The sequence below is a fragment of the Pseudomonas lundensis genome (assembly GCF_002269125.1).
Classification (GTDB): Bacteria; Pseudomonadota; Gammaproteobacteria; order Pseudomonadales; family Pseudomonadaceae; genus Aquipseudomonas; species Aquipseudomonas lundensis_A.
Genome location: NZ_NQKI01000012.1, coordinates 92,283 through 115,554, shown reverse-complemented (window position 1 = coordinate 115,554; position 23,272 = coordinate 92,283). Strand labels below are relative to the sequence as shown.

The following is a 23,272-nucleotide window of genomic DNA, read 5'->3' as shown; positions in this document are numbered from 1 at the left end:
GGCAAGTTGCCAGTGATACCCTGCTGCCACTTTTCGGCCCATGACGGGCTTGGCAAAGACCGCTTTTACTTTCAACACAACGGACATTGAACGGGTCAACTGATGAATAAACCATTAGGCGTGTTAGTAGGGATTGTTGTTATTGCAGGTGCTCTGAATACCGCTGGGGCGTGGTACACCGGCACCAAACTGGAAGGCGTGTTGCTAACGTCGATTCAGGAGGCCAACAAGGAATTGGCGTCTCAGTTGCAAGGTACGCCAACCCACGGCTCGGTCGAACTGGTCTCACTTGACCGTCACCTCTACAACAGCACCGCCCACTACCGCGTAAAGGTTGAGGATGACTCCGCCGGGCCGGATGCCCAGCCTGTAGAGTTGCTGTTCGTGGCCGACATCGAGCATGGTCCGTTGCCGTGGTCGCGCCTCAAAACCTTCAAGTGGATGCCAGTCATGGCAACGACCACGTATGCGCTGGAAAAAACACCGTTCACTGAAAAGTGGTTTGCTGCTGCCAAGGACCAATCGCCGCTGCAAGGCCAGGTCACACTGAATTACAACCGTTCGGTTGAAGGCCGTATGGAGTTTCTGCCGCTCGAAGCCGCCCTGGACGCAAACTCCAGCCTCAGCTTCTCGGGCATGACCATGGAAGGGACGTCCGGTGCCGACGGTCAAAACCTCAAAGGCAAAGGCTACATGGATCACTTCAAACTGCATGCCGTGTCGCTGAACAAACCGCCTTTGTTGATTGAGCTGAACGGTCTGACCGTGGCCAGTGACCTGGACAAAAGTGAATTTGGCTTCTTTCTGGGTCAGAACTTTATCAATTTGAATGAAACCCGGTTTACCTTCGGCAATCGCCAATCGGTGCTCAAGGTCAATAATTTTGAATACACCGGCTCCACCTCGGCCAAAGGCAAGTTGTTGTCAGGGCGACTGGACTACAAAGTCGGTGACGTTTCGCTCAACAACAACCCGGTCGGCAGTGCACAACTGGTCTTGAGCGCCAGCAGCCTGGACATCCCTGCGATGCAATCGATGTTGCAGATTTACCAGACCAAATTTCAGCCTAAACCTGACGGCACACTGCCCGCGACTGAGCTGACCCCGGCCGAGCAAACCCAGCTACAAACCAATCTTGATACGTTGCTGGCGGGTAAACCGCACATGGCGGTCGAGACGCTGACGGTGAAAACGCCGAATGGCGAAAGCGAGTTCAACCTGGCAGTTGCACTGGCTCAGCCTGCTGCCCTTGATCAGCCGCCGGTGGAAATCACCAAGCAACTGCTGACCTCGCTGGTAGCCAAGTTGCAGCTGTCCAAGCCGATGATTGCCGACCTCGCCGGTGTACAGGCGCAACTGGAAGGCCAAACCGACCCGCAGACCCTGGCGCAGGTTGGCACCATGACCAGCAACATGGTCAGCAACATCGCTGTGGGTGCCGGGCTGGCAAAAGTGGAAGGCGACAACATTGTGGCATCGCTTGACTACGCGGCAGGCAACGTGGATTTCAACGGCCAGAAAATGAGCCTTGAAGACTTCATCAACCAAATGACTCTGCGCTTCAACGCGCCGATTCAGTAATTACCCCAGCGTCTCATGCCTCGTCAGCGGTGACAGAAAATCTGTCGCCGCTGGCGTGCAACACGATGCGTCAATACGCCATCGACCACGTCAGGCTGTAGGTCCGACCGCGGCCCTGATAGTCGTACAAGTATTCCGGTCCGTATGTTGGCGAGTAGAACAGCGCTGCACGCTGGCCCCACACGGTGCTGTATTCCTTGTCGAGCAGGTTCTGGATACCCGCGCTGAACGTGCCAAATCCGGTTTCTTGGCTGCCCATTAAATCGAACGTGGTGTAGCCGCTGATTGTGTGGTCGGCATCGTCCTTGAGGGTGAATGCATGGTTGCCTTGCAGGCGTACGTTACGTCCATCTCCGTGCCATCCCACGAACGCGGTGGATTTGGACAATGATGCGTAACGCGCATCGCGCTTCATCCAGTCGCCGTTAGCGTCTTCTTCCTCTGAACGCACCATGTGCAAGGTGCCACCCACCTCCCAGCCGTCGCTGAAGTGACGGGTCAACGCGCCTTCGAACCCAAAGTCGCGGCTCTTCTTGTCTGTTACATCAATCGTCAGTGTGGCGGCATCTGTGGTGATGACCTTGTCCGACCAGATGTAATAAACCGCGGCCTGCGCATCCCAATCCACATCCGCGAAACGCCACCCGGTCTCAACCTGACGGCTTTTAATACCGGCCAGCGGGTTATCTTTAACGCTCAAACCCGGCTTGCCGTAGTACTTGGCCGGATCCGGCAGGTCGAAGCCTTCGCTGTAGTTGATCCAGGTCTGGTGGCCGTTCTGGAAGTCGTAAATGGTGCCCAGGTTGAACAGATTGACCGCGTAGTCGTTGCTGCCCCCCGGTACATTCTTGAATACGCCCACCTCCACGTCCATTTGCTGGCGCCGCGCGCCGCCGGACAGGGTCAGGGCGTCAGTGAGTTTCCAGTCCAGTTGCGCGTACACCGAATGCCCGTCCACGCGGTAGCTGGGATAGCGCGGGGCTTTGCTCTGGGTGACCAGATCAAGGCCGCCGCTTTGCGAGGAAATGGCCGAATCAAATACGCTTTGCTCGGCGTTGAAACGCTCGCGATCCAGGTCCACGCCATACGTCAGCTTCAAGCGGTCCCACTGCTTGGCGAACAGCGCCTTGAGGCTGGTGACTTCAAAGTTTTGCTGCGATGCCGCAAAGTAAACGCCTTTTGAGCCTTGGGGTTTGGCAGTGTTGTAGTAAGGAAACGGGAAGAAGTTGTTGTCCTCCTTGCGGTAAGAACCCTGTAGGTAGAAGTCCTGACCCAGTACGTCGCTGTGATGGTAGTTGGCGTTGAACAGCAGGCGTTTGGAGCGCGGCTTAAGGTCGGTGTCATAGCCGCTGCGGATCTCGGCATCTTCAAGGTTGGAGGGGGCCTTGTCGTGCAGGTTGGGGAAGTAAATGCCCACGTTGCCGTGGTTGCCCGAGTCGTAATACTGCGCCAGCAGGTCGAGGTCCTGTTCATCGTCGAGCTTGATCGCGAGGCTGCCCATCAGGTCAAGGGTGCGGTTGTACTGCAGGTCGGTCTGGGTGTTGTCGATAAACACCTGATCGCCTTTGCCATCGTAAAAGGCTTCATTCTGCTCGCCGGAAATCCCCAGCCGGCCGTAGATGCGTTCCGTGCCGCCGCTCACCGATTGCGAGATGCGGCTGGACAGGTCATCGCTGTTGTTGAAGCCACTGGTGGCTGACAGTTCGGTTTCGAATTGAGCCGGGCCGGGGGTGCCTTTTTTGGTCACGATATTGATGATCCCACCCGTGGCACCGCCGCCGTACAGCGCGCTGGCGCCAGATAACACTTCGACCCGCTCCACGTTGAACGGCGAGATGCTGTCGAATTGTCGCGACAACCCGCGCGAGCTGTTCTGGCTGACGCCGTCGATCATCACCAGCACGTTACGCCCGCGCATGTTTTGCCCGTAGTTACTGCGTCCTTCAGGGGCCAGGTCCAGCCCCGGTACCAGCTTGCCGATGGCCTCCTTCAGGGTGACGCCAGTGTCGAGCTGTTCTTGCAACTGCACGTGGTCGACCACCCACACGGTGCCCGGAATTTCGCTGATCGCTGTGCTGGTGCGCGCGCCGACGCTGACTTGCAGTGCTTTGAGTTGCAGGCTTTGGGCGGGCGCTTCCGGCTTGTGCAGGGTCACCGTCCGTGCATCGCTGAACTGCCAGTTCAGGCCGCTGCCCGCCAGCAAGGTCTGCAACGCCTGCGCGACACTCATCTGGCCTTGCAACGCCGGGCTGTGCAGACCGGCGACTTCAGCAGACGTGAACAGCAGGTGCAAGTCGGCCTGGTCGGCGAACTGGGTAAGGGCTTGGTCGAGGTCTTGAGCCGGGACGCTGACAGTGACCTGACGCGTGCTGATGGCTGTGTCTTGTGCCGTCGCTGTCTGAGCCGTGGCCTGCACGGTGCCGCCCAAGCTGGCGAACAAGGTGGTGGCGATCAACACCTGACGCAGTCGCTGTTCTTTACGTTGTGCACTACGCGGCTTTTTGACGTGCTCGACCATCGCGTTTTCAATCCTTCTTCGGGTTTTTATGTCGCAAATGAGAACGTATTTCGCTCTCAGTCTTACTACGACGATATGCCCGAGCGGATCTTGCAGTGCCCGCGAAGAATTATTTTCAGCGCACCCACGCCACAAACGGCAAATAGGTGATGTTCAGCCCGTAACGTTGCTCCAGGGTATGCAGCAGGTTTTGCGGGTCGTTGAGGTCGAACACGCCGCTGATTTGCAACGCGCCGAGGCTGGCATCAGGAAGGACGATGCGCCCGTATTGATAGCGCTCCAGCTCGGCCAGCACCTCTTGCAACGGTTTACGATTGAAGATCAGTTTGCCGCGATGCCAGGCTGTGAGCGCATGGGCGTCCACCTGATCGCGCTCGGCCAGCGCTTGCCCGGCTCGGTACACCGCTAACTGATTGGTTCGCAGCTCCAGTGTTTGAGCCTGATGCTCGACCTGCGCAGCGCCGGTGGCCACTAGCACCCTTGTTTGATCCGATTCGCGTCGCACGCTAAAGGTAGCGCTTTTGGCTTGCACCCGATCGGCGCCAGCCTCAACGATAAAAGGCCGCGACGGGTCCTCAGCCACTTCAATCAAGGCTTCGCCCTTGCGCAGTGAGAGCGTGCGGCGGTGTTCATTGAAGTCGACGGTAATTGCGCTGGCGCTGTTGAGCGTGACCCGTGAGCCATCGCTCAATACCCATTGCTGGCGCTGGCCAACGCCGGTGTGATGGGTGTCGAACCAGCCCGGCACAGCCTCGGCGCCGCCATAACCGACCACTGCCAGCACCAGCCCGGCCGCCACCCCGCTGGCCCAGCGTGCAGCCCTGCGGCGCGGGCGAGGTGTGACGACGTGAGTGTGAGCCGTTGGGGTCAAACCGATGTCTGCCCACAGCGCTTCGGCCTCTTGAGCAGCCGCTTTGTGGGCGGGGCTTGTGTGCTGCCACTGAACATACGCCAGACGCTGACGCGCCGTGGCTTCACCCGAGTGCAGCAGGGTTTGCCAATCAATGGCCTGATCGTCGAGATCGTCGGAGGGGGGGCAAGGAGGCATTGCGGCGGGCTCAGGCATGGTTGTGTTTGAGCCAGTCACGGCAGTGGCGCAACGCCTGGCCGATGTATTTTGCCACCATACTTGGCGACACGCCCAGCTCAGCGGCGATCTGGGCTTGGGTCATCCCGTCGATGCGGCTCATGAGCAGCGCTTGCCGGGCGTTGGGCGATAACTGCTGCAATGCTTGGTCGAGAATCCCGATGCGTTCCTTGGCCAACAGCAGCCCTTCAGGCGGCAAGCCCGGATCCACAAGTTCCACCGACGGAGGCTCGGCGCTCAAATTACGGGTCTGGCGCTGATCGATCCGTAGCGTATCAATGGCCAGATTGCCCGCGACCTTGAAAATAAAGTGCCGATCATTTTGCACAGTGATTGAGTGTGGATCGATCTTCGCCAATTTGATCCACGTTTCCTGCGCCACATCCGCCGCCCGGTGACGGTCTCGCAGGCGGCGGGTCAGGAACGACAACAGATCGTCGTAATGCTCCTGAAAACTGGCCAGCAAACGGGAAGGAGAAGGCGAGGGCATCAACAGAGACTCAAGCGGCAATGGCGTGAATGAGAAGCCGTATCATTCATGATTGCGCGCCCCGGCGCAATGACCCGCCATGTACGCCACTGAAAGGGAGGACGCCAGAATGCAGCACACCCTTCTTTCTAATCGTGTCAGGGGGCAAGCTCAGTCGCGGCAATGCATCAAGCGATGACTTGCAGGAGAGCGAATAAATAACGGAGGGGTAAAGCGGTTCCCTTGAACAAGGGAAAGAAGAATGGTGCACCAGGCGGGATTCGAACCCACGACCCCTGCCTTCGGAGGGCAGTACTCTATCCAGCTGAGCTACTGGTGCGACGCGGGCGCCATAATACTCATCTGCGTGTCACCCGTCCATGCCGCTGATTGAGCGGGTGTTTCTTGCGCCGATATGGGCTATTAATGGGGGCCGTGCGAGAAAGGGGGTTTAATAGCCGCTTGTTCTTTTTTTCGAACAACCTATTGTCCTTTACCCCCTTTGCTCCTAGGATTCGTTTGAGATTTCAAACGCTCTTGTCTGAGTGCTAAACCGCACGCCGTGTGTGTTGTGCGTTTTTTGAACACTTTGGCAGTGAATGACTTCCTGACGGCAGCCACCTCTGGCGCCTTTCTACACTCAATAATTTGCTCCGCGTCCGCGCGGTGCTGTTAAGGAAAGCCCACATGCAGCTCAAAGACGCACAGTTGTTCCGCCAGCAAGCCTATATCGACGGGGCTTGGGTAGACGCCGACGGCGGCCAGACGATCAAGGTCAATAACCCGGCCACCGGTGAAATTCTCGGTACTGTGCCAAAGATGGGCGCCGCTGAAACCCGCCGCGCCATTGAGGCGGCCGATAAGGCGCTGCCAGCCTGGCGTGCCCTGACTGCCAAAGAGCGTGCCACTAAACTGCGCCGTTGGTTTGAGTTGCTGATCGAACATCAAGATGACCTGGGTCGCCTGATGACCATGGAGCAAGGCAAGCCGCTGGCCGAAGCCAAAGGCGAGATTGTTTACGCCGCGTCGTTCATCGAGTGGTTCGCGGAAGAAGCCAAGCGTATTTATGGCGACGTCATTCCGGGTCACCAGCCGGACAAACGCCTGATCGTGATCAAGCAACCCATTGGCGTTACCGCCGCGATCACGCCGTGGAACTTCCCGGCTGCCATGATCACGCGTAAAGCAGGCCCGGCACTGGCGGCCGGTTGCACCATGGTCATCAAGCCTGCTTCGCAAACACCTTTTTCCGCATTGGCACTGGTTGAGCTGGCGCACCGTGCAGGCATTCCGAAGGGCGTGTTGAGCGTGGTTACCGGCAGCGCTGGCGACATCGGCGGCGAGCTGACCAGCAACCCGATCGTGCGCAAATTGTCCTTCACCGGCTCGACCGAGATCGGTCGCCAGCTAATGGCTGAATGTGCCAAGGACATTAAAAAAGTTTCGCTGGAACTGGGGGGTAACGCGCCCTTTATCGTGTTCGACGACGCAGACCTGGACAAGGCTGTTGAAGGCGCAATCATTTCCAAATACCGCAACAACGGCCAGACCTGCGTCTGTGCCAACCGTCTGTACATTCAGGATTCGGTGTACGACGCGTTTGCCGAAAAACTCAAAGCGGCTGTGGGCAAGCTGAAGATCGGTAACGGTCTGGAAGAAGGCACCACCACGGGGCCGCTGATCGATGACAAGGCCGTGGCCAAAGTCAAAGAGCACATTGCAGACGCCGTGAGCAAAGGCGCAACGCTATTGACTGGTGGCAACAGCCTGGAAGGCAGCTTCTTTGAGCCGACCATTCTGGTAAACGTGCCAAAAAATGCTGCTGTGGCGAAGGAAGAAACCTTTGGCCCGCTGGCGCCACTGTTCCGCTTCAAAGACGAAGCCGAAGTGATCGCCATGGCCAACGACACCGAATTCGGTCTCGCGTCGTACTTCTATGCCCGCGACCTGAGCCGTGTATTCCGTGTGGCGGAAGCCCTCGAATACGGCATGGTCGGGGTGAACACCGGTCTGATCTCCAACGAAGTCGCCCCGTTCGGCGGTATCAAGGCGTCGGGTCTGGGCCGTGAAGGCTCCAAATACGGCATTGAAGACTACCTGGAAATCAAATATCTCTGCCTGGGGATCTAACCCGGCGGGTGGTTCAGCAGAGGGGGCACGAGAGCGATGCTTCCTCTGCGTTTCAACGTGTTAATTCCTGTGGCCGGGAGCGCCATGCCAGTCGATCATCGCATGCTGGCCTGGTTGTCTCCCCGGCGCGTCAGCCTTGAACCACGCCGTTTGATGAGCGGCGAATGAGGACACCCATGAGCAACAAGACCAACGCATCCCTGATGAAACGCCGTGAAGCCGCTGTCCCGCGCGGTGTTGGCCAGATTCACCCGATCTTCGCCGAGTCTGCGAAGAACGCGACCGTGACTGACGTTGAAGGTCGTGAATTCATCGACTTCGCAGGCGGTATTGCCGTACTCAACACCGGTCACCTGCACCCGAAAATCGTTGCCGCTGTTCAAGAGCAACTGACCAAACTGACCCACACCTGCTTCCAGGTACTGGCCTACGAGCCCTACGTTGAGCTGTGTGAAAAAATCAACGCCAAGGTGCCGGGCAATTTCGACAAGAAAACCTTGCTGGTCACCACCGGTTCTGAAGCCGTGGAAAACGCCGTGAAAATCGCCCGCGCCGCCACGGGTCGTGCGGGTGTGATTGCATTCACCGGCGCCTACCACGGCCGTACCATGATGACGCTGGGCCTGACCGGTAAAGTCGTGCCTTACTCGGCCGGCATGGGCCTGATGCCGGGCGGGATCTTCCGTGCGCTGTACCCGTGCGAACTGCATGGCATCAGCGTTGACGACTCTATCGCCAGCATCGAGCGCATCTTCAAAAACGATGCCGAGCCGAAAGACATCGCCGCCATCATCATCGAGCCGGTACAGGGTGAAGGTGGTTTCTACGTGGCGCCGAAAGCGTTCATGGCGCGCCTGCGCGAGCTGTGTGACAAGCACGGCATCCTGTTGATCGCGGATGAGGTACAGACCGGTGCAGGGCGTACCGGTACGTTCTTCGCCATGGAGCAGATGGGCGTAACTGCCGACTTGACCACGTTTGCCAAATCCATCGCGGGCGGCTTCCCGCTGGCCGGTGTGTGCGGCAAGGCCGAGCTGATGGACGCCATCGCACCGGGCGGTCTGGGTGGCACGTATGCCGGTAGCCCGATTGCCTGTGCGGCTGCGTTGGCTGTGCTGGACGTGTTTGAAGAAGAACACTTGCTGGACCGCTGCAAAGCGGTGGGCGAGCGTCTGGTTACCGGCCTCAAGGCTATCCAGGCCAAGTACCCGGTCATCGGTGATGTTCGCGCACTGGGTGCCATGATCGCGGTTGAGCTGTTTGAAGGCGGCGACTCCCACAAACCAAACGCAGCGGCCGTGGCACAGGTCGTCGCCAAAGCGCGTGAGAAAGGTCTGATCCTGTTGTCGTGCGGTCCTTACGGCAACGTATTGCGGGTGTTGGTGCCGCTGACCTCGCCTGACGAACAACTGGACAAAGGCCTGGCCATCATCGAAGAGTGCTTCGCTGAACTGGCGTGAGTCTTGGCGTGTAAGTTGTGATACGTGACACAAAAAAACCGCTTCGGCGGTTTTTTTGCGTCTGTAAAGCGCAATTAGGGCATTTGGCCTGTATCCGACGCGCGGCATTGACTAAGGTGCATAGACATTCCCCGGAGCGTATTCATGACTGCTGTTGATGTGTCCACTGCGCCGAGCGTGCTGATTGCCGAGACCGACCCGTGGTCTCGGGATCTGCTCAAACAAGTGGTACTGAGTGTGCGTTGCGACGCGCGACTGGATGTATGTGGCGAAGGTCAGCAGGCGATCGCACTGTTGGGCGAAAAGAGCTGCGACCTGGTGATCGCTGACTGGGACCTCTCTGGCGTCAGCGGTCTCGATCTGTTGCGCCACGTGCGTCAGCGCCGGCGAAGCCCTGTTTTGCCGTTTATCTTGTTGAGTAATCGCAACGACAGTGCCAGCGTGCGGGAAGCCTTGCCACTGGTGCCCACGGCTTACCTGACCAAACCGCTGGACATGCCCGGTCTGACACAGCGATTGCAAGGCCTGCTGCTGAGCGCGGGGCAAGAGGTGGCGTGCGACGTTCCGGCGTTGACCCCCGGTATGACCCTCACGCGGTTTCTGGAACACCGGCGTGCCTCATCGGATGGCGCGCCTTTGCTGGCCGACGTGCAGTTGGCGGTCAAGCGCAGCCTCAATCCGGGTGGCCTGGACCTGAAACTGCTTGAGCAAGAGGTGCGCACCGACCCGCAAATTACGGCGGTGCTGATTGCGGCCGCCAACAGCGCAGCCCAGCATCAGGCCAGTCCGGTGCAGACGCTTGCGCAGGCGTTGCAACGCCTCGGGCCGGCGCAAAGTATGAATCTGGTGCTCGGGTTGACCCTCAAACGCAGCGCTCGTCTCAGCGACCCTTGCCTGGCTGATTACGCGGAACATTACTGGAACGCGTCGCTGCACACCGCTGAATACGGGCGCACGTTGGCTCGCCTGTTGATGCTGGATCAGGAGCGCTGCTACTGCGCCGGGTTACTGCATCGGCTGGGAGATCTGGCGTTATTACGCTGTTTGCAGGAGTGGCAGCAGGCCGGTGGCGCGCTGGACACTCAAGCCATTGACGAGTCGCTGGCTGAGTTCGGCGCGGCCTATGGTTCGGCGTTGCGCACCCGTTGGCGTTTACCGCTGGAGCTGCGCGAGCTGATCGCGGCGATATATCACTTGGGTGGCGGGGTGTATTCGCGGGAAGCCTTGCTGATGAATCTGGCGGGGCAGGTGGCCAGCTTGCAGCCTGGCGAAGGGGTGAACGAGGTGGCTAAAAGCAAAACGGCACGCCTGTTGAAAGTTGGCGTGCCGGAGCTGGAGCGTCTGCTTAAAAAGTCTTGAGCTTGTGCAACTGCTGCCTGTAGCAACGGTTGCACGCTCTCCTTTAAACCGCTGCCGGGCGCAGCGAGTACGTCTTCAACTGCTTGGCGAACTCTCGCAGTGATTGAATCCCGCTGGCCTCAGCTTCGTGGACCCAATCTTTGATTGCCGCCAACATGTCGTGCCCGTTGGAGCTGGTCTTGACCCAGATCTGTTGCAAGGCCAGCCGCTTTTCGTAAATCACTTTCAGCGACTGGCTGTGCTCAAGCAACGTCTCGATACGTTGGTGATGACGGTCTTCCAGCAAACTGGTCTCGCGTGACAGCAAGCGCTTGGCACGGCGGAACTGGTGGCGCACTGAATGATCGACCTTGGCCAGCTCTTGCTTAACCAGCGGTGCAATTACCAACTTGCGGTACTGCGCCATGATCTGAAAACGGTTGTTCAAGATGGCCATGGCGGTGTCCATGTCCAGGCTGCCTTTGCCTTCGACCCGGTGGGCGATGGGGGCAACCCGCTGCACTTTGGCAAGACGTAAAAAGCTGAACACTTTGATCCACGCCCAGCCGAGGTCGAACTCCCACTTTTTCACCGACATCTTGGCCGAGTTCGGGTAGGTGTGGTGATTGTTGTGCAGCTCTTCGCCGCCAATAATGATGCCCCACGGCACCAGATTGGTCGCTGCGTCGCGGCATTCGAAGTTGCGATAACCCACCGCATGGCCCAGACCGTTTACTACGCCAGCGGCCCAGACGGGAATCCACATCATCTGGATCGCCCAGATGGTCAGGCCGATGGCGCCGAACAGCAGCAGGTCGATGGCGAGCATGATCGCAACGCCCAACAGTTTGTAACGCGAGTACAGATTGCGCTCAATCCAGTCTTCAGGGCAGTTCTTGCCATAGATGCGCAGGGTTTCGGGATTTTGTGCTTCTTCGCGATAAAGCTCTGCACCTTTGCGCAAAACGGTCGATAACCCTTTGATGACCGGGCTGTGCGGATCATCGGTGGTTTCGCATTTGGCGTGGTGTTTGCGGTGGATGGCAGTCCACTCGCGCGTGTTCTGTGCAGTGGTGAGCCACAGCCAGAAGCGGAAGAAGTGTTTCAGGCCACCATTGAGCTCCAGGGAGCGGTGAGCTGAATAGCGATGGAGATAAACCGTGACACCAATAATGGTCACGTGGGTCATCAACAGAGTGACTGCCACCAGTTGCCAGGCTGACAAGTCGAGTAAACCGTTGTACCACATAGGCTGTTTGGCCCTCGGGGAAGATGAAAAAAACTGCAACACGCATTATCACTATGCAGGCAGATAAAACCAGTCGGCCTTTCAGATAACAGTCGCGGGATGTTTCTTACACTATAATTCCTCTTTTTTTGTAGGCGTTTTGACTGTCTTATGTCGGTTTCTTATCGTGATGCCATGCGTGCAGCCCTTTTATACGGGCTGTTGTCGGTCTCGTGGCTGTTGCTCACTGATCATTTATTGAACAGTTTTCTTGATGATTCAGCCCAATTGGCGCGCTGGCAGCTGGTTAATAGCTATGTTTGGGTGTGTGTGAGTGCCGGGCTGATATTCGTCGCACGTGCCCGCCTGTTCAGTTTTTTGGGTATGGGCGCGCGCTTGAAACGCCAGCGTCAGGATCAAGAGCGCCTGCGTCAGGCTGCGGTGGTGTTCGACTGCACCCGTGAGGGCGTGCTGGTCAGCGATCACAATGGCGTCATCGTGCACGTGAACCCGGCGTTGGTGAAAATCACCGGCTATGCACCTGACGAGGTACTGGGTCAACGGCCCAACATGTTCAAGTCTGGGCATCATGGGCCGGAATTTTATCAGGCCGTGTTCGAATCGCTGGAAAAAACCGGCGAATGGCACGGTGAGATCTGGAATCGTCGCAAAAGCGGCGAGATCTATCCTCAATGGCAGACAATTCGCCCCGTTCGCGACAGCCAAGACCGGGTCAGCCATTACGTGGCAGTGTTTTCGGACATTTCTGCAATCAAAAACACCCAAACCGAATTGATGCGTCTGGCGCATCACGATCCACTGACTGACCTGCCAAACCGCTTGCTGTTCACTGACCGTGCCGAACAGGCGCTGGCGTACGCGCAACGGCACAAATCGGGTTGCGCGCTGCTGATGATCGACCTCGATCATTTCAAAATCATCAACGACAGCATGGGCCACAACGTCGGTGACCTGTTGCTCAAGGCCGTGGGTGAGCGCCTGACGGCGGTGTTCGGTAAAGGCTTTACCGTGGCTCGTCTGGGCGGCGATGAATTCGCCGTGCTGGTGGAAACCTGCACACAGGTTGCTCAGGCTGCCGGCTTTGCCCAGCAAGTGCTCGAAGTCATGAAGGGCGCCTTTATCATTGAAACCCACCAGCTGTTCATCAGCGCCAGTGTGGGCATCAGCTTGTACCCCAATGACGCCCTGAATGCCGAACAATTGCTGCGCAATGCCGACTCGGCGTTGTTCAAGGCCAAAAGCGCGGGCCGCGAAGGCTACGCTTTGTACACCGAAGAACTGACTGCCCATGCGCAATACCGCATTGAAGTGGCCAGTGATTTACGGCGCGCCCTGGAACAGCATGAGCTGCGCGTCTATTTCCAACCGGTTCACGACTTGACCTCCAGCCGCATGGTGGGCGTTGAGGCGTTGGTACGTTGGCAGCACCCGCAACGCGGTCTGGTGGCGCCGGGCGAATTTATTCCGATTGCCGAGCGTACGGGGTTGATTGCCGAGATTGATGCGTGGGTGCTGGAGCAGGCCTGCTGGCAGATGTGCCAATGGCAAGCGGCGGGCGTGGAGTTGTCGTTTGTCGCCGTGAACATTTCCAGCCGCCTCTTTGCGCGGCCCGAGCTGTATCAGTTGGTGTCTACAGTCTTGACGGACACCGGGCTGAATCCCGCGTTGCTGGAGCTGGAAGTGACCGAAAGTGCGGTCATGGACAATTCTGAAGTTGCGCTGGAGCAGATGCATCGCCTGCGTGAGCTGGGGTTGCGACTGGCGATTGATGACTTCGGCACCGGTTTTTCGTCGCTGTTGCGGCTCAAGCGATTGCCGGTGCAAAAGCTCAAGATCGATCAGGGTTTTGTCGCCGGGCTGCCGAGTGACGATGACGATGTGGCCATCGTGCGCGCAGTCATCGCGCTGGCGCAGAGCATGGGCATGCAGGTGCACGCTGAAGGGATCGAGTATGTCGAACAGGCGCAATTCCTGCTCGACCACCATTGCGACTTGGGGCAGGGCTACTGGTTTGGTCGTCCGGTGCCCGCCCACGCGTTGGATTGGCAGCGGGCGCCGACGATTCGCTCCTGAGTGCCGGCTCAGTTTTTCTCGGGTGGCAGCTCGGGCAGTGCGCGCAACGCGGCTTCGTACCACTCGGTGTTGAAGGCGCGGTCTTCTTCGAGAATCGCGTCAATTTCCACAGCCAGCACGTGGGCCATCATGTTCAAAATGTCATCGCGCTCATAGCCCACTAGCGTCAGCTTGTTGAATGTGGCTTTGGCAGCAGGCGGGTTGTCGGCCTCTATTTGGTTTTCGATGGCCTCGATCAGGGTGTTTTCGGCGAACGCTTCTTCGTCGCTATCGATGTCTGTTGGCTCGCTCATGGGCAGGCTCCTTAAGTAAAGGCGGGCAGTTTAACTGCATTCAGCGCAGTGATGCTGCTAGCCAGTCGAGTGGTGAACCTCTATAACAAACGCTGCCCACCCCCCAACCCGGCCTGGAGGCTTCGCAATGCTCAAGCTTTACGGATTTGCAGTCAGCAACTACTACAACATGGTCAAAATGGCGCTGCTGGAAAAAGGCGTGCCGTTTGAGGAAGTGCCGTTTTTTGCCGCCCAGACCCCCGAAGCGCTGGCCATCAGCCCGCGTGGCAAAGTGCCGGTGCTGGGTGTTGAGCAGGGCTTCATCAACGAAACCAGCGTGATCCTGCAATACATTGAAGACACTCAACCGGGCGCCGCCCTGCTGCCAGCCGATCCGTTCGAGCGTGCTCAGGTGCTGGCGCTGGCCAAGGAAATCGAGCTGTACATCGAGTTGCCAGCCCGCGCGTGTTATCCCGAGGCTTTCTTTGGCATGAAAGTGTCGGAGGAGATTAAGGAAAGAGCTAAAGCCGAGTTGATTCAAGGCATTTCTTCCCTCGGCAGGCACGGTAAATTCGCCCCGTATGTGGCAGGCGAAACCTTGAGTGTGGCGGACATTTTCTTCCTCTACAGCGTGGATCTGGCGTGTGCCGTAGGGCATAAAGTATTTGGACTGGATTTGTTGGCCGAGTGGCCTGCGGCGAAAGCCTTACTCAAGCAACTTGAGCAAACCCCGCATGCGCAGAAGATCGCCGCCGACAAAACCGCGGCCATGCCGCAATTTATGGCGTGGATCAGTAGCAAGAAATAATCGGGCGCCCTTGGGCGCCCGGATGTAGTCGCTGACGAGTTGCACGTGGGTTGACCCCGACGGCTGCCATTGCCCGGACAGCGACTACCGATTGTTAGCGGCTGGCCAGCAAGGCTTTGCCGCGAGCAACCGCTGCCTTTACCTGGGCCGGAGCAGTGCCGCCAATGTGATTACGCGCATTGACCGAGCCTTCCAGTGTCAGCACCGCAAATACGTCGTCGTCGATTTGATCGCTGAACTGGCGCAGTTCGTCGAGGCTCATCTCTGCCAGGTCCTTGCCTGTTTCAACACCGTACTTCACGGCGTGACCCACGATTTCGTGGCAGTCGCGGAACGGCAGGCCGCGGCGTACCAGATAGTCCGCCAGATCGGTCGCCGTGGAGAACCCGCGCAGTGCAGCCTCGCGCATGATTGCGTGCTTGGGTTTGATCGCCGGAATCATGTCGGCAAATGCTCGCAGCGAATCGCGCAGGGTGTCGGCGGCATCGAACAGCGGCTCTTTGTCTTCCTGATTGTCCTTGTTGTAGGCCAGGGGCTGGCCCTTCATCAAGGTCAACAGGCCCATTAGCGCGCCGAACACGCGACCGCTTTTGCCACGTACCAGTTCGGGAACATCCGGGTTTTTCTTTTGCGGCATGATCGAGCTGCCGGTGCAGAAACGGTCAGGCAAGTCGATGAACTGGAACTGCGCGCTGGTCCACAGCACCAGCTCTTCGGAGAAACGCGACAGGTGCATCATCGCGATGCTGGCGGCAGCGCAGAATTCGATGGCGAAATCGCGATCCGACACGTTGTCCAGCGAGTTGCCGCCAACGGCATCAAAGCCCAGCAGTTGCGCGGTAAATTCGCGGTCGATCGGGTACGTGGTGCCCGCCAGTGCGGCGCTGCCCAGCGGCATGCGGTTAGTGCGCTTGCGGCAGTCTACAAGGCGCTCGTAGTCGCGGCTGAGCATTTCAAACCACGCCAGCATGTGGTGACCAAATGTCACGGGCTGGGCGGTTTGCAGGTGGGTGAAGCCAGGCATGATGGTCTCGGCCTCGCGTTCGGCCTGCTCCAGCAACCCTTTTTGCAAACGGGTGATTTCAGCCAGGATGAGGTCGATTTCATCGCGCAGCCACAAGCGGATATCCGTCGCCACCTGATCGTTGCGGCTACGGCCTGTATGCAGTTTTTTACCGGTCACGCCGATGCGGTCGGTCAGACGCGCCTCGATGTTCATGTGCACGTCTTCCAGATCAATGCGCCAGTCAAACGTACCGGCTTCGATTTCGCTCTGGATGGTCTTCAGGCCATCGATGATGCTGTCGCGTTCGGCATCGGTCAGTACACCGACCTTGGCCAGCATGGTGGCGTGGGCCACGGAGCCCATGATGTCGTGACGATAAAGGCGCTGGTCGAAGGTGACGGAGGCGGTGAAGCGCGCAACGAAGGCGTCGACGGGTTCACTGAAGCGGCCGCCCCAGGACTGATTGGTCTTGTCGGTGCTCATGGATTCGCTCGTAATCGGCTGAGGGGAGTTACACAAAAAGTTACCGCGAATCATAACAGGGTTGCCCTTCAAGGCGTTGACGCAGGTCGGCTGGTTTTTGCCTGATCTGAGGTATAAACAAAATACCGAAACGAAATGTATCGATTGAGCACCTTCGGCTTGGCAACCGTCTACAGTTGGTCGTATGGATAAGTCGTTACAGATGTTTGCTGGTGCTTCGACGGATCCGCAATTAAAACGAGCCACAGATACAGGTGAATATTGCTGTGCGGTTTACGGCACTTTTTGGCCTTCGCGCTAGTCTTAGCATCGATCGCCGTGACAGCCGTCACTTCACCTGTCTACGCTATCCTTGTGCGAGACTCACGCAGGAATACAGCGCTATATGAATGTCCTGATCGTTGATGACGAAACCCTGGCCCGCGAGCATTTGAGCCGATTGCTCGGCTCGCTTGAGGGCTATACGTTGCTGGAGCCCGTCGCCACTGATGGCGAAGAGGCATTGAACCTGATCGAGAGCCAGAAACCGGACGTTGTGTTGCTCGACATCCGCATGCCGGGTCTGGACGGGCTGCAAGTGGCTGCGAAATTGTGCGAGCGCGAACTGCCGCCTTCCGTGGTGTTCTGCGTGGCGCCTGACGACTTCCCCGAGCAGGCGCTGAAAGACAGCGGCGTCAGCTATGTGCTCAAACCGGTGAATGCCCAGGACCTCAGCGCCGCCCTGAAAGAGGCGCACCGGCCCAACCGCATTCAACTGGCTGCGCTTACCCGTCCAGCAGCGCAATCGGGCAGTGGCCCCCGCAGCCATATCAGCGCCCGTACCCGCAAAGGCATTGAGCTGATCCCTATCGACCAGGTGATCTACTTTATTGCCGACCACAAATACGTGACCTTGCGCCATGAAGGCGGCGAAGTCTTGCTGGATGAGCCTCTCAAGGCGTTGGAAGACGAGTTTGGCGAACGCTTTGTGCGTATTCACCGCAATGCCTTGGTGGCGCGCAATCGTATCGAGCGCCTGCAGCGCACGCCGCTGGGGCACTTCCAGCTGTTCCTCAAAGGGCTCAATGGTGATGCATTGATTGTCAGCCGCCGCCATGTAGCGGGTGTTCGAAAAATGATGCAGCAGCTGTAGCACGCGCCCAATAGGGCGCGTGAGCCCCGTTTTCGGTCAGGGAGGCCGCTGACTTCTGATACAAGTCAAAGCAGATTTGGCTGAGCTGTTATTATCCGCCGTATCTTTTCAGTACGGATTGATCCATGTCCTCTCGCGAAATCCGCATCGCTACCCGTAAAAGCGCCCTGGCTCTGTGGCAGGCCGAATTCGTTAAAGCCCGTCTGGAGCAGGCCCACCCTGGTCTTGTGGTGACGCTGGTGCCCATGGTCAGCCGTGGTGACAAGCTGCTGGACTCGCCGCTGTCGAAAATCGGCGGCAAGGGCCTGTTCGTCAAGGAACTGGAAACAGCCTTGCTCGAAAACGAAGCCGACATTGCCGTGCACTCGATGAAAGACGTGCCGATGGACTTTCCTGAAGGCCTGGGTCTGTTTTGCATCTGTGAGCGCGAAGACCCGCGTGACGCGTTTGTGTCCAATACCTATGCCAGCCTTGACGCCTTGCCCACGGGCAGCGTGGTGGGTACGTCGAGCCTGCGCCGTCAGGCTCAATTGCTAACCCGTCGTCCGGATCTCGAAATCCGTTTCCTGCGCGGCAACGTCAATACCCGTCTGGCCAAGCTCGACGCTGGCGAATACGACGCCATCATTCTTGCGGCAGCAGGTTTGATCCGTCTTGGCTTTGAAGATCGCATCACGTCCGCCATCAGCATCGAAGACAGCTTGCCCGCGGGCGGCCAAGGGGCTGTGGGCATCGAATGCCGCAGTGCCGACACCGAAATACATGCGTTGCTCGCGCCTTTGCATCACGCCGACACGGCCGTGCGCGTTACGGCCGAACGTGCCTTGAACAAACACCTTAATGGTGGATGTCAGGTTCCGATTGCGTGCTACGCCGTGCTTGAGGGTGAGCAACTGTGGTTGCGCGGTCTGGTGGGCGAGCCTAGCGGCGGGACACTGTTGAGCGCTGATGCCCGTGCGCCCCGCAGTGATGCCCAAGCGTTGGGTGAGCAGGTCGCTGAGGCCTTGTTGGCCCAAGGCGCGGGGGACATCCTTAAAGCCGTTTACGGTGAGGCAGGTCACGCGTGACAGGCTGGCGTGTGTTGCTGACCCGGCCAGCCGATGACTCCGCGGCATTGGCCGCCGAGTTGGCCGCTGCCGGGGTGTTCAGCAGCAGCTTGCCGCTGTTGGCGATTCGGCCGCTGGAGTTAAACGATCCGCAGCGCGAACTGATTAGTGGGCTGGATCGTTATTGCGCGGTCATAGTCGTCAGTAAACCCGCTGCCCGGCTGGGGCTGGCTCTGGTCAGTCAGTATTGGTCGCAGCCGCCCCGGCAGAAGTGGTTCAGTGTCGGGGCCGCCACGGCGCAGATTCTCTGCGGTTATGGGCTGGATGTTAGCTACCCTCCATCGGCAGATGACAGTGAAGCCTTGCTGGCCCTTGAGGAGTTCAAGCGTGCTGTCGAAGGGGCCGAACGCAAGGTCTTGATCATGCGCGGGCAGGGCGGGCGCGAGCGATTGGCCGACCATTTGCGCCAGTTGGGCGCGCAGGTCGACTACCTTGAGCTCTATGCGCGTGAATTGCCGTCCTACCCGCCAGAGGCGCTCTGCCAACGTGTTCAAGTGGAACGCCTGAACGCGCTGGTGGTCAGCAGTGGACAAGGATTCGAACATTTACGGCAGTTGGCTGGCGATGCCTGGACCCGGCTGTCAGCGTTACCGTTGTTTGTTCCAAGCCCCCGCGTGGCTGAGATGGCGCGCAGCGCCGGGGCCCAACATGTTGTGGATTGTCGTGGCGCCAGTGCCGCGGCTTTGCTGGCGGCGTTACGGGAGCATCCCGTACCTGCCCTCTAATGCAAAGGATGGATACGTGAGCGAAACAATCTTGACCAAAGAACCTGTGCAGCCCGCGCCGCAAGCGCCGGCTGAAAAGCCTGTCGTCAAGCCTGAGCGCCGGGGCAATGGCCTGGCGGTCGTCGCCCTGTTGCTCGGTGCTGCCGGTGTCGCGGTAGGCGGCTGGGGCGTGTGGCAGGTCCGTCATCTACAAACGGAGACGGCGCAACAACTGAGCGAAGTGCAAACGTTGGGTGCGCAAACCTTGTCGATCAAGCAAGGTGAGCAACAGTTGCTCACGCGTCTGAACCAATTGCCTTCGGCCAGCGCCCTGGATGATCAGCGCCAGCTGGTGGTGCAGTTGCAGGGCGACCAGCAGCGTTTGAATCAGCGCCTCGAAACCGTTCTTGGAGCCAGTCGCAAGGATTGGCGCCTGGCGGAGGCCGAGCATTTGCTGCGTCTGGCCAGCCTGCGCCTTTCTGCACTGCAAGACATCACCAGTGCGCAGGCGCTGGTGGAGGGGGCAGATGCCATTTTGCGTGAACAGAATGACCCGGGCTCGTACGCTGCGCGGGAACAGTTGGCCAAAAGCCTCGCGGCCTTGCGCAGTGTCGAACAGCCAGACCGTACCGGCCTGTTCCTGCGTCTGGCAGCCTTGCGCGATCAAGTCGCCCAGCTCAATGCGTTGGCTCCGGCTTATCAGGACCAAGGCGATTCATTGCTTGGCCTGACGGCTGACGGGGATGGCGCAAGCCGATGGGCGCAGTGGTGGGACGAAATCTCCCATTACATCCGCATTGATTTCAATGCGGATAAAAACGTCCGCCCACTGTTGGCCGGGCAAAGCCTGACGCAAGTACGTCTAGCCTTGAGCCTTGCACTGGAGCAGGCGCAATGGGCGGCGCTCAATGGACAGGCGCCGGTGTACACCCAGGCGTTGGCGCAGGCTGAAGAGGTGCTCAAAGGCAACTTCAATCAGGACAATCCGCAAAGCCAGAAGCTGTTGGAGCAAGTGGTTGAGCTCAGCAAGCAACCGGTAACTGTCAAAACCCCGGACTTGGCCGGCACGTTGAGCGCGGTGCAGGCTTACCTCGAGCGACGTCACGTCAGTGCTGACGAGCCGGGTCAGGCAGCCGGCAACCCGGCGCAGGAGACCAGTCCATGAAGCGCTTCTATGTGATTGTGTTTTTGTTGATCGCAGCGGCGGCCTGCATCGGCCTGGCCATTGCCGAAGACACGGGCTACGTGCTAATCGCTTATAAAAGTTTTCGCTATGAGTCCAGTGTGTGGGCCACGCTGGCGCTGATTGTTGTGCTGTGGCTTTTGATCTGGGGCATCAAGCTGTTGGTCGAGCTGGTGACGGCCTCAACCGGGCTGGTTAACCCCTGGTCGCGTCGCAACCGTAGCCGGCGTGTGCAAATAGCGATCGAGCAAGGCCAGATGGATCTTGCCGAAGGACGCTGGGCCAGTGCGCAAAAACACTTGTCACGTGCAGCCGAAGCAGAGCGGCAGCCGCTGCTGTTCTATCTTGGCGCGGCCCGTGCGGCCAACGAGCTGGGTCATTACGAAGAGAGTGACAAACTGCTTGAGCGCGCGTTGCAGCGTCAGCCACAAGCGGAACTTGCGATTGCCTTGAGCCATGCGCAGTTGCAAGTAGACCGCGCCGACACCGATGGCGCACTGAATACCCTTCAAGCCATGCACGAGCGTCATCCGCATAACGTGCAGGTGCTGCGTCAGTTACAGCGTCTGCATCAACAGCGTGGCGACTGGACAGCGCTGATTCGCCTGTTGCCGGAGCTACGCAAAGACAAAGTGTTGCCCGCCAAAGAACTGGCAGAGCTGGAAAGCCGGGCATGGGGGCAAAACCTCAATCTGGCAGCACAACGCGAGACAGAAGGCGAAGCGGCCCTGCAATCGTTGCAGCGCGCGTGGCAGCAACTGACCTCGGCCCAGCGTCAGGAGCCGGCGCTGGTTTTGGCCTATGCCGAACAATTGCGTCAATTGGGGGCTCAAGGTGAGGCTGAGGAAGTCTTGCGGGGCGCCCTGAAACGCAACTACGACAGCCATCTGGTGCGTCTGTACGGTTTGTTGCGCGGCAAAGATCCGGTCAAACAATTGCAAACGGCTGAAGGCTGGCTCAAGGCGCATCCGGCAGATCCGAGCCTGCTGCTGACCTTGGGTCGTTTGTGCCTGCAGAACAGCTTGTGGGGCAAGGCCCGTGATTACCTGGAAAGCAGCCTCAAACTTCAGCGTAACCCGGAAGCCTGCGCTGAACTCGCCAGGTTATTGGCTCAACTGGGTGAAACCGATCGTAGCAATCAACTGTTTCAAGAAGGTTTGAACCTTTTGGATGAGCGTTTGTTAGCGTTACCCTTACCGGCCGCTGCGAGTAGTATCTAAAAAGAGTCCGACTTATGCATAGGCGTAAGTCGGCTTCCCTTAAAGAAATCTCGTACTTAATTTCCGGAAAGTAAAATTCCTACGAGATGTAACAAACTATCTTTCAGAGCCTGTCGGTTAATCCTTACAGCCTTACGGAAGCTTCCCCCGGGCCCCATCTTGAAAGGGCCAACGGCTTTCCACTACCGTAATTACCTGTCTATTTTGTTACGGAAAAGCCATGTTTTTGGCCGGCTCACGTTTCATATTTCTCCTGATGTTTTTAGCCAGTTCGACTGTGCTGAGCGTCTCCTTGTATCTGGAGTACGGGCCCGGACTTAAACCGTGTTCGTTATGTTGGGTGCAGCGTTTTTTTCTACTGACCTTTTGTATCGTGAATCTGATCGCTTATGCGCATGCCTCGCGCCCCAAACGTGTAATGAGTTATTCGATCGTGTCGTTGGTACTGGCGTTCGCCGGGGCAATGAGCGCAGTGCGCCAAGTGATATTACTCAGGGTGCCGCCTGAGCAACTCATGTTCTGCCAGCCCGACTTCATTTGCATGTTGCACAACTTTTCCTTGAAAACTGCCCTTTCGGCGCTATTCAGAGGGAGCGAAGAGTGTGTTCACGTCAGTTGGACAGTTTTTGGCCTGAGCATCCCCGAGTTGAGTTTGCTGGCATTCACCGGCCTGTGCCTGCTAAGCATTACGCAGCTCATTCGCACAGTCGTTTCCCGCATGCATAGCCCTCCCTGCGACCCGGCGTAGCAGGTCCCATTAAACGCTTGTATGAATTTTCTCTCGTGCGTACCTTGAAGCAGTCACCGTGCGGGCATAATCTGGCCCGCACGCATTACTGGAATATGCCGCCCAATGCCGTTGCGCTCTAGCGCACTTTTGGGTTCAGACAGGCCCGGCCAACGCTGGGTGGCATGAGCCCATAAGGGAAGAGAGATCACCATGCTAGAGAGTTGCAAGAATGCTCAGGAGCGTTTCAACGGCGTCCACAAGCTGATTGATAACTGGCTGCATGAGCGCGCAGAGCTCGTGAAGGCTTACGAAGCCGTCAAGATCGAGCAAAATTCCTCGAATCCCAAGCGTAAAACCCAAAAAGAGTTTTGCCAGGTGTTGGTCGACTATGTGTCGGCTGGCCACTTCGAGATTTACGATCAGCTACATCAAGAAGCTAAAGCCTTTGATGATGAGCGCGGCATTGAGCTCGCCAGTCAACTTTATCCGCGCATTCAAGAAATCACTGAACGTGCTCTGGACTTCAATGACCGCTGTGACGGCAAGGATCATCGTCCTGATTGTGAAAAGCTGGCCGCCAAGTTCAAAGAGCTGGGTGCCTTGCTTCATGAACGATTCGAATTGGAAGACTGCCTGATCGAAGTACTGCACAACGCTCACAACCAAAACGTCATGCCCAACGCTGAAGCCATCCAAGCCTGATATGCCACCCCGGCGTAGACG

General features: G+C 58.2%; 20 protein-coding genes, 1 tRNA gene and 1 pseudogene. 15 read left to right on the top strand and 7 right to left on the bottom strand.

Annotation, left to right across the window (positions count from 1 at the left end):
* Positions 1 to 102: 102 nt before the first annotated feature.
* Positions 103 to 1,581 carry a YdgA family protein gene (locus tag CJF39_RS10190; protein WP_094993296.1) on the top strand — a complete coding sequence of 493 codons (1,479 nt, stop codon included), beginning with the start codon at positions 103 to 105 and terminating at the stop codon, positions 1,579 to 1,581.
* Between the two features lie 70 nt (positions 1,582 to 1,651).
* Here CJF39_RS10190 and CJF39_RS10185 read toward each other — a convergent pair whose 3' ends face one another.
* The 4 genes from CJF39_RS10185 to CJF39_RS10170 all read right to left on the bottom strand — a co-directional run bounded on the left by CJF39_RS10185 (position 1,652) and on the right by CJF39_RS10170 (position 5,995).
* Positions 1,652 to 4,099, bottom strand: a complete 2,448-nt coding sequence (locus CJF39_RS10185) for a TonB-dependent siderophore receptor (protein ID WP_249275346.1) — start codon at positions 4,097 to 4,099, stop codon at positions 1,652 to 1,654.
* 115 nt (positions 4,100 to 4,214) lie between these two features.
* The gene (locus CJF39_RS10180; protein ID WP_094993310.1) at positions 4,215 to 5,147 is read right to left on the bottom strand and encodes a FecR family protein; all 933 of its coding nucleotides are present in this window, start codon (positions 5,145 to 5,147) and stop codon (positions 4,215 to 4,217) included.
* 10 nt (positions 5,148 to 5,157) lie between these two features.
* Complete coding sequence (locus CJF39_RS10175) at positions 5,158 to 5,676, bottom strand: RNA polymerase sigma factor (protein ID WP_249275345.1); 519 nt, start codon at positions 5,674 to 5,676, stop codon at positions 5,158 to 5,160.
* A gap of 242 nt (positions 5,677 to 5,918) precedes the next feature.
* Positions 5,919 to 5,995: transfer RNA gene (locus CJF39_RS10170), tRNA-Arg, on the bottom strand.
* Positions 5,996 to 6,342: 347 nt separating this feature from the next.
* Between CJF39_RS10170 and gabD the strand changes: the two genes are divergently transcribed.
* The 4 genes from gabD (at position 6,343) to CJF39_RS10155 (ending at position 10,604) form a co-directional block, all read left to right on the top strand.
* Positions 6,343 to 7,785, top strand: a complete 1,443-nt coding sequence (gene gabD / locus CJF39_RS10165; RefSeq protein ID WP_070411468.1) for an NADP-dependent succinate-semialdehyde dehydrogenase — start codon at positions 6,343 to 6,345, stop codon at positions 7,783 to 7,785.
* Positions 7,786 to 7,821: 36 nt separating this feature from the next.
* Positions 7,822 to 7,953, top strand: coding sequence for a hypothetical protein (locus tag CJF39_RS23480; protein WP_262373531.1), 132 nt, complete (start codon positions 7,822 to 7,824; stop codon positions 7,951 to 7,953).
* 8 nt (positions 7,954 to 7,961) lie between these two features.
* Positions 7,962 to 9,245 carry a 4-aminobutyrate--2-oxoglutarate transaminase gene (gabT, locus tag CJF39_RS10160; protein ID WP_094993294.1) on the top strand — a complete coding sequence of 428 codons (1,284 nt, stop codon included), beginning with the start codon at positions 7,962 to 7,964 and terminating at the stop codon, positions 9,243 to 9,245.
* 144 nt (positions 9,246 to 9,389) lie between these two features.
* Positions 9,390 to 10,604, top strand: a complete 1,215-nt coding sequence (locus CJF39_RS10155) for a response regulator (protein ID WP_094993293.1) — start codon at positions 9,390 to 9,392, stop codon at positions 10,602 to 10,604.
* A gap of 43 nt (positions 10,605 to 10,647) precedes the next feature.
* On the opposite strand, the gene desA is transcribed toward CJF39_RS10155, so the two are convergent.
* Positions 10,648 to 11,832 (bottom strand): delta-9 fatty acid desaturase DesA, encoded by a 1,185-nt coding sequence (gene desA / locus CJF39_RS10150; RefSeq protein ID WP_094993292.1) that lies wholly within the window; start codon positions 11,830 to 11,832, stop codon positions 10,648 to 10,650.
* Between the two features lie 150 nt (positions 11,833 to 11,982).
* Between desA and dibA the strand changes: the two genes are divergently transcribed.
* Positions 11,983 to 13,905: a phosphodiesterase DibA gene (dibA, locus tag CJF39_RS10145; protein ID WP_094993291.1), complete on the top strand. Its 1,923-nt coding sequence runs from the start codon at positions 11,983 to 11,985 to the stop codon at positions 13,903 to 13,905.
* Positions 13,906 to 13,913: 8 nt separating this feature from the next.
* Here the strand turns inward: dibA and CJF39_RS10140 are convergent, their stop codons facing one another.
* Entirely contained in the window at positions 13,914 to 14,198 is a 285-nt protein-coding gene (locus CJF39_RS10140; RefSeq protein WP_094993290.1) for a hypothetical protein, read from the bottom strand.
* A 127-nt stretch (positions 14,199 to 14,325) separates the two neighbouring features.
* On the opposite strand from CJF39_RS10140, the gene CJF39_RS10135 reads away from it, so the two are divergent.
* Complete coding sequence (locus tag CJF39_RS10135) at positions 14,326 to 14,985, top strand: glutathione S-transferase family protein (RefSeq protein WP_094993289.1); 660 nt, start codon at positions 14,326 to 14,328, stop codon at positions 14,983 to 14,985.
* A 94-nt stretch (positions 14,986 to 15,079) separates the two neighbouring features.
* Here CJF39_RS10135 and argH read toward each other — a convergent pair whose 3' ends face one another.
* On the bottom strand, positions 15,080 to 16,474 hold the full coding sequence (gene argH, locus CJF39_RS10130; protein WP_094993288.1) for an argininosuccinate lyase: 1,395 nt from the start codon (positions 16,472 to 16,474) through the stop codon (positions 15,080 to 15,082).
* A gap of 257 nt (positions 16,475 to 16,731) precedes the next feature.
* On the opposite strand from argH, the pseudogene CJF39_RS23170 reads away from it, so the two are divergent.
* The 8 genes and pseudogenes from CJF39_RS23170 to rsd form a co-directional block, all read left to right on the top strand.
* Positions 16,732 to 16,863, top strand: a pseudogene (locus tag CJF39_RS23170) (sensor histidine kinase); the annotation flags it as partial.
* Positions 16,860 to 17,606: a LytR/AlgR family response regulator transcription factor gene (locus CJF39_RS10120; RefSeq protein ID WP_094993287.1), complete on the top strand. Its 747-nt coding sequence runs from the start codon at positions 16,860 to 16,862 to the stop codon at positions 17,604 to 17,606. The pseudogene CJF39_RS23170 and the gene CJF39_RS10120, both read left to right, overlap by 4 nt.
* Positions 17,607 to 17,731: 125 nt before the next feature.
* Positions 17,732 to 18,673 carry a hydroxymethylbilane synthase gene (hemC, locus tag CJF39_RS10115; RefSeq protein ID WP_094993286.1) on the top strand — a complete coding sequence of 314 codons (942 nt, stop codon included), beginning with the start codon at positions 17,732 to 17,734 and terminating at the stop codon, positions 18,671 to 18,673.
* On the top strand, positions 18,670 to 19,437 hold the full coding sequence (locus CJF39_RS10110) for a uroporphyrinogen-III synthase (protein ID WP_094993285.1): 768 nt from the start codon (positions 18,670 to 18,672) through the stop codon (positions 19,435 to 19,437). The genes hemC and CJF39_RS10110 overlap by 4 nt, the downstream gene beginning before the upstream one ends.
* Before the next feature lie 16 nt (positions 19,438 to 19,453).
* Complete coding sequence (locus tag CJF39_RS10105; RefSeq protein ID WP_094993284.1) at positions 19,454 to 20,581, top strand: uroporphyrinogen-III C-methyltransferase; 1,128 nt, start codon at positions 19,454 to 19,456, stop codon at positions 20,579 to 20,581.
* A complete protein-coding gene (locus tag CJF39_RS10100; RefSeq protein ID WP_094993283.1) occupies positions 20,578 to 21,819 on the top strand; it encodes a heme biosynthesis protein HemY in 1,242 nt (413 codons plus the stop codon). Before CJF39_RS10105 ends, CJF39_RS10100 begins: the two co-directional genes overlap by 4 nt.
* Positions 21,820 to 22,039: 220 nt before the next feature.
* Positions 22,040 to 22,567: a disulfide bond formation protein B gene (locus CJF39_RS10095; protein ID WP_094993282.1), complete on the top strand. Its 528-nt coding sequence runs from the start codon at positions 22,040 to 22,042 to the stop codon at positions 22,565 to 22,567.
* A gap of 192 nt (positions 22,568 to 22,759) precedes the next feature.
* On the top strand, positions 22,760 to 23,251 hold the full coding sequence (gene rsd, locus CJF39_RS10090; RefSeq protein ID WP_094993281.1) for a sigma D regulator: 492 nt from the start codon (positions 22,760 to 22,762) through the stop codon (positions 23,249 to 23,251).
* Positions 23,252 to 23,272 lie beyond the last annotated feature (21 nt).

Coding starts and splice junctions, on each gene's coding strand:
- CJF39_RS10185 (WP_249275346.1), bottom strand. CDS start 4,099: ATGGTCGAGCACGTCAAAAAGCCGCGTAGTGCACAACGTAAAGAACAG.
- CJF39_RS23480 (WP_262373531.1), top strand. CDS start 7,822: ATGCTTCCTCTGCGTTTCAACGTGTTAATTCCTGTGGCCGGGAGCGCC.
- CJF39_RS10135 (WP_094993289.1), top strand. CDS start 14,326: ATGCTCAAGCTTTACGGATTTGCAGTCAGCAACTACTACAACATGGTC.
- hemC (WP_094993286.1), top strand. CDS start 17,732: ATGTCCTCTCGCGAAATCCGCATCGCTACCCGTAAAAGCGCCCTGGCT.
- CJF39_RS10155 (WP_094993293.1), top strand. CDS start 9,390: ATGACTGCTGTTGATGTGTCCACTGCGCCGAGCGTGCTGATTGCCGAG.
- CJF39_RS10190 (WP_094993296.1), top strand. CDS start 103: ATGAATAAACCATTAGGCGTGTTAGTAGGGATTGTTGTTATTGCAGGT.
- CJF39_RS10140 (WP_094993290.1), bottom strand. CDS start 14,198: ATGAGCGAGCCAACAGACATCGATAGCGACGAAGAAGCGTTCGCCGAA.
- rsd (WP_094993281.1), top strand. CDS start 22,760: ATGCTAGAGAGTTGCAAGAATGCTCAGGAGCGTTTCAACGGCGTCCAC.
- CJF39_RS10120 (WP_094993287.1), top strand. CDS start 16,860: ATGAATGTCCTGATCGTTGATGACGAAACCCTGGCCCGCGAGCATTTG.
- CJF39_RS10095 (WP_094993282.1), top strand. CDS start 22,040: ATGTTTTTGGCCGGCTCACGTTTCATATTTCTCCTGATGTTTTTAGCC.
- CJF39_RS10180 (WP_094993310.1), bottom strand. CDS start 5,147: ATGCCTCCTTGCCCCCCCTCCGACGATCTCGACGATCAGGCCATTGAT.
- CJF39_RS10100 (WP_094993283.1), top strand. CDS start 20,578: ATGAAGCGCTTCTATGTGATTGTGTTTTTGTTGATCGCAGCGGCGGCC.
- gabT (WP_094993294.1), top strand. CDS start 7,962: ATGAGCAACAAGACCAACGCATCCCTGATGAAACGCCGTGAAGCCGCT.
- CJF39_RS10175 (WP_249275345.1), bottom strand. CDS start 5,676: ATGCCCTCGCCTTCTCCTTCCCGTTTGCTGGCCAGTTTTCAGGAGCAT.
- desA (WP_094993292.1), bottom strand. CDS start 11,832: ATGTGGTACAACGGTTTACTCGACTTGTCAGCCTGGCAACTGGTGGCA.
- gabD (WP_070411468.1), top strand. CDS start 6,343: ATGCAGCTCAAAGACGCACAGTTGTTCCGCCAGCAAGCCTATATCGAC.
- argH (WP_094993288.1), bottom strand. CDS start 16,474: ATGAGCACCGACAAGACCAATCAGTCCTGGGGCGGCCGCTTCAGTGAA.
- dibA (WP_094993291.1), top strand. CDS start 11,983: ATGTCGGTTTCTTATCGTGATGCCATGCGTGCAGCCCTTTTATACGGG.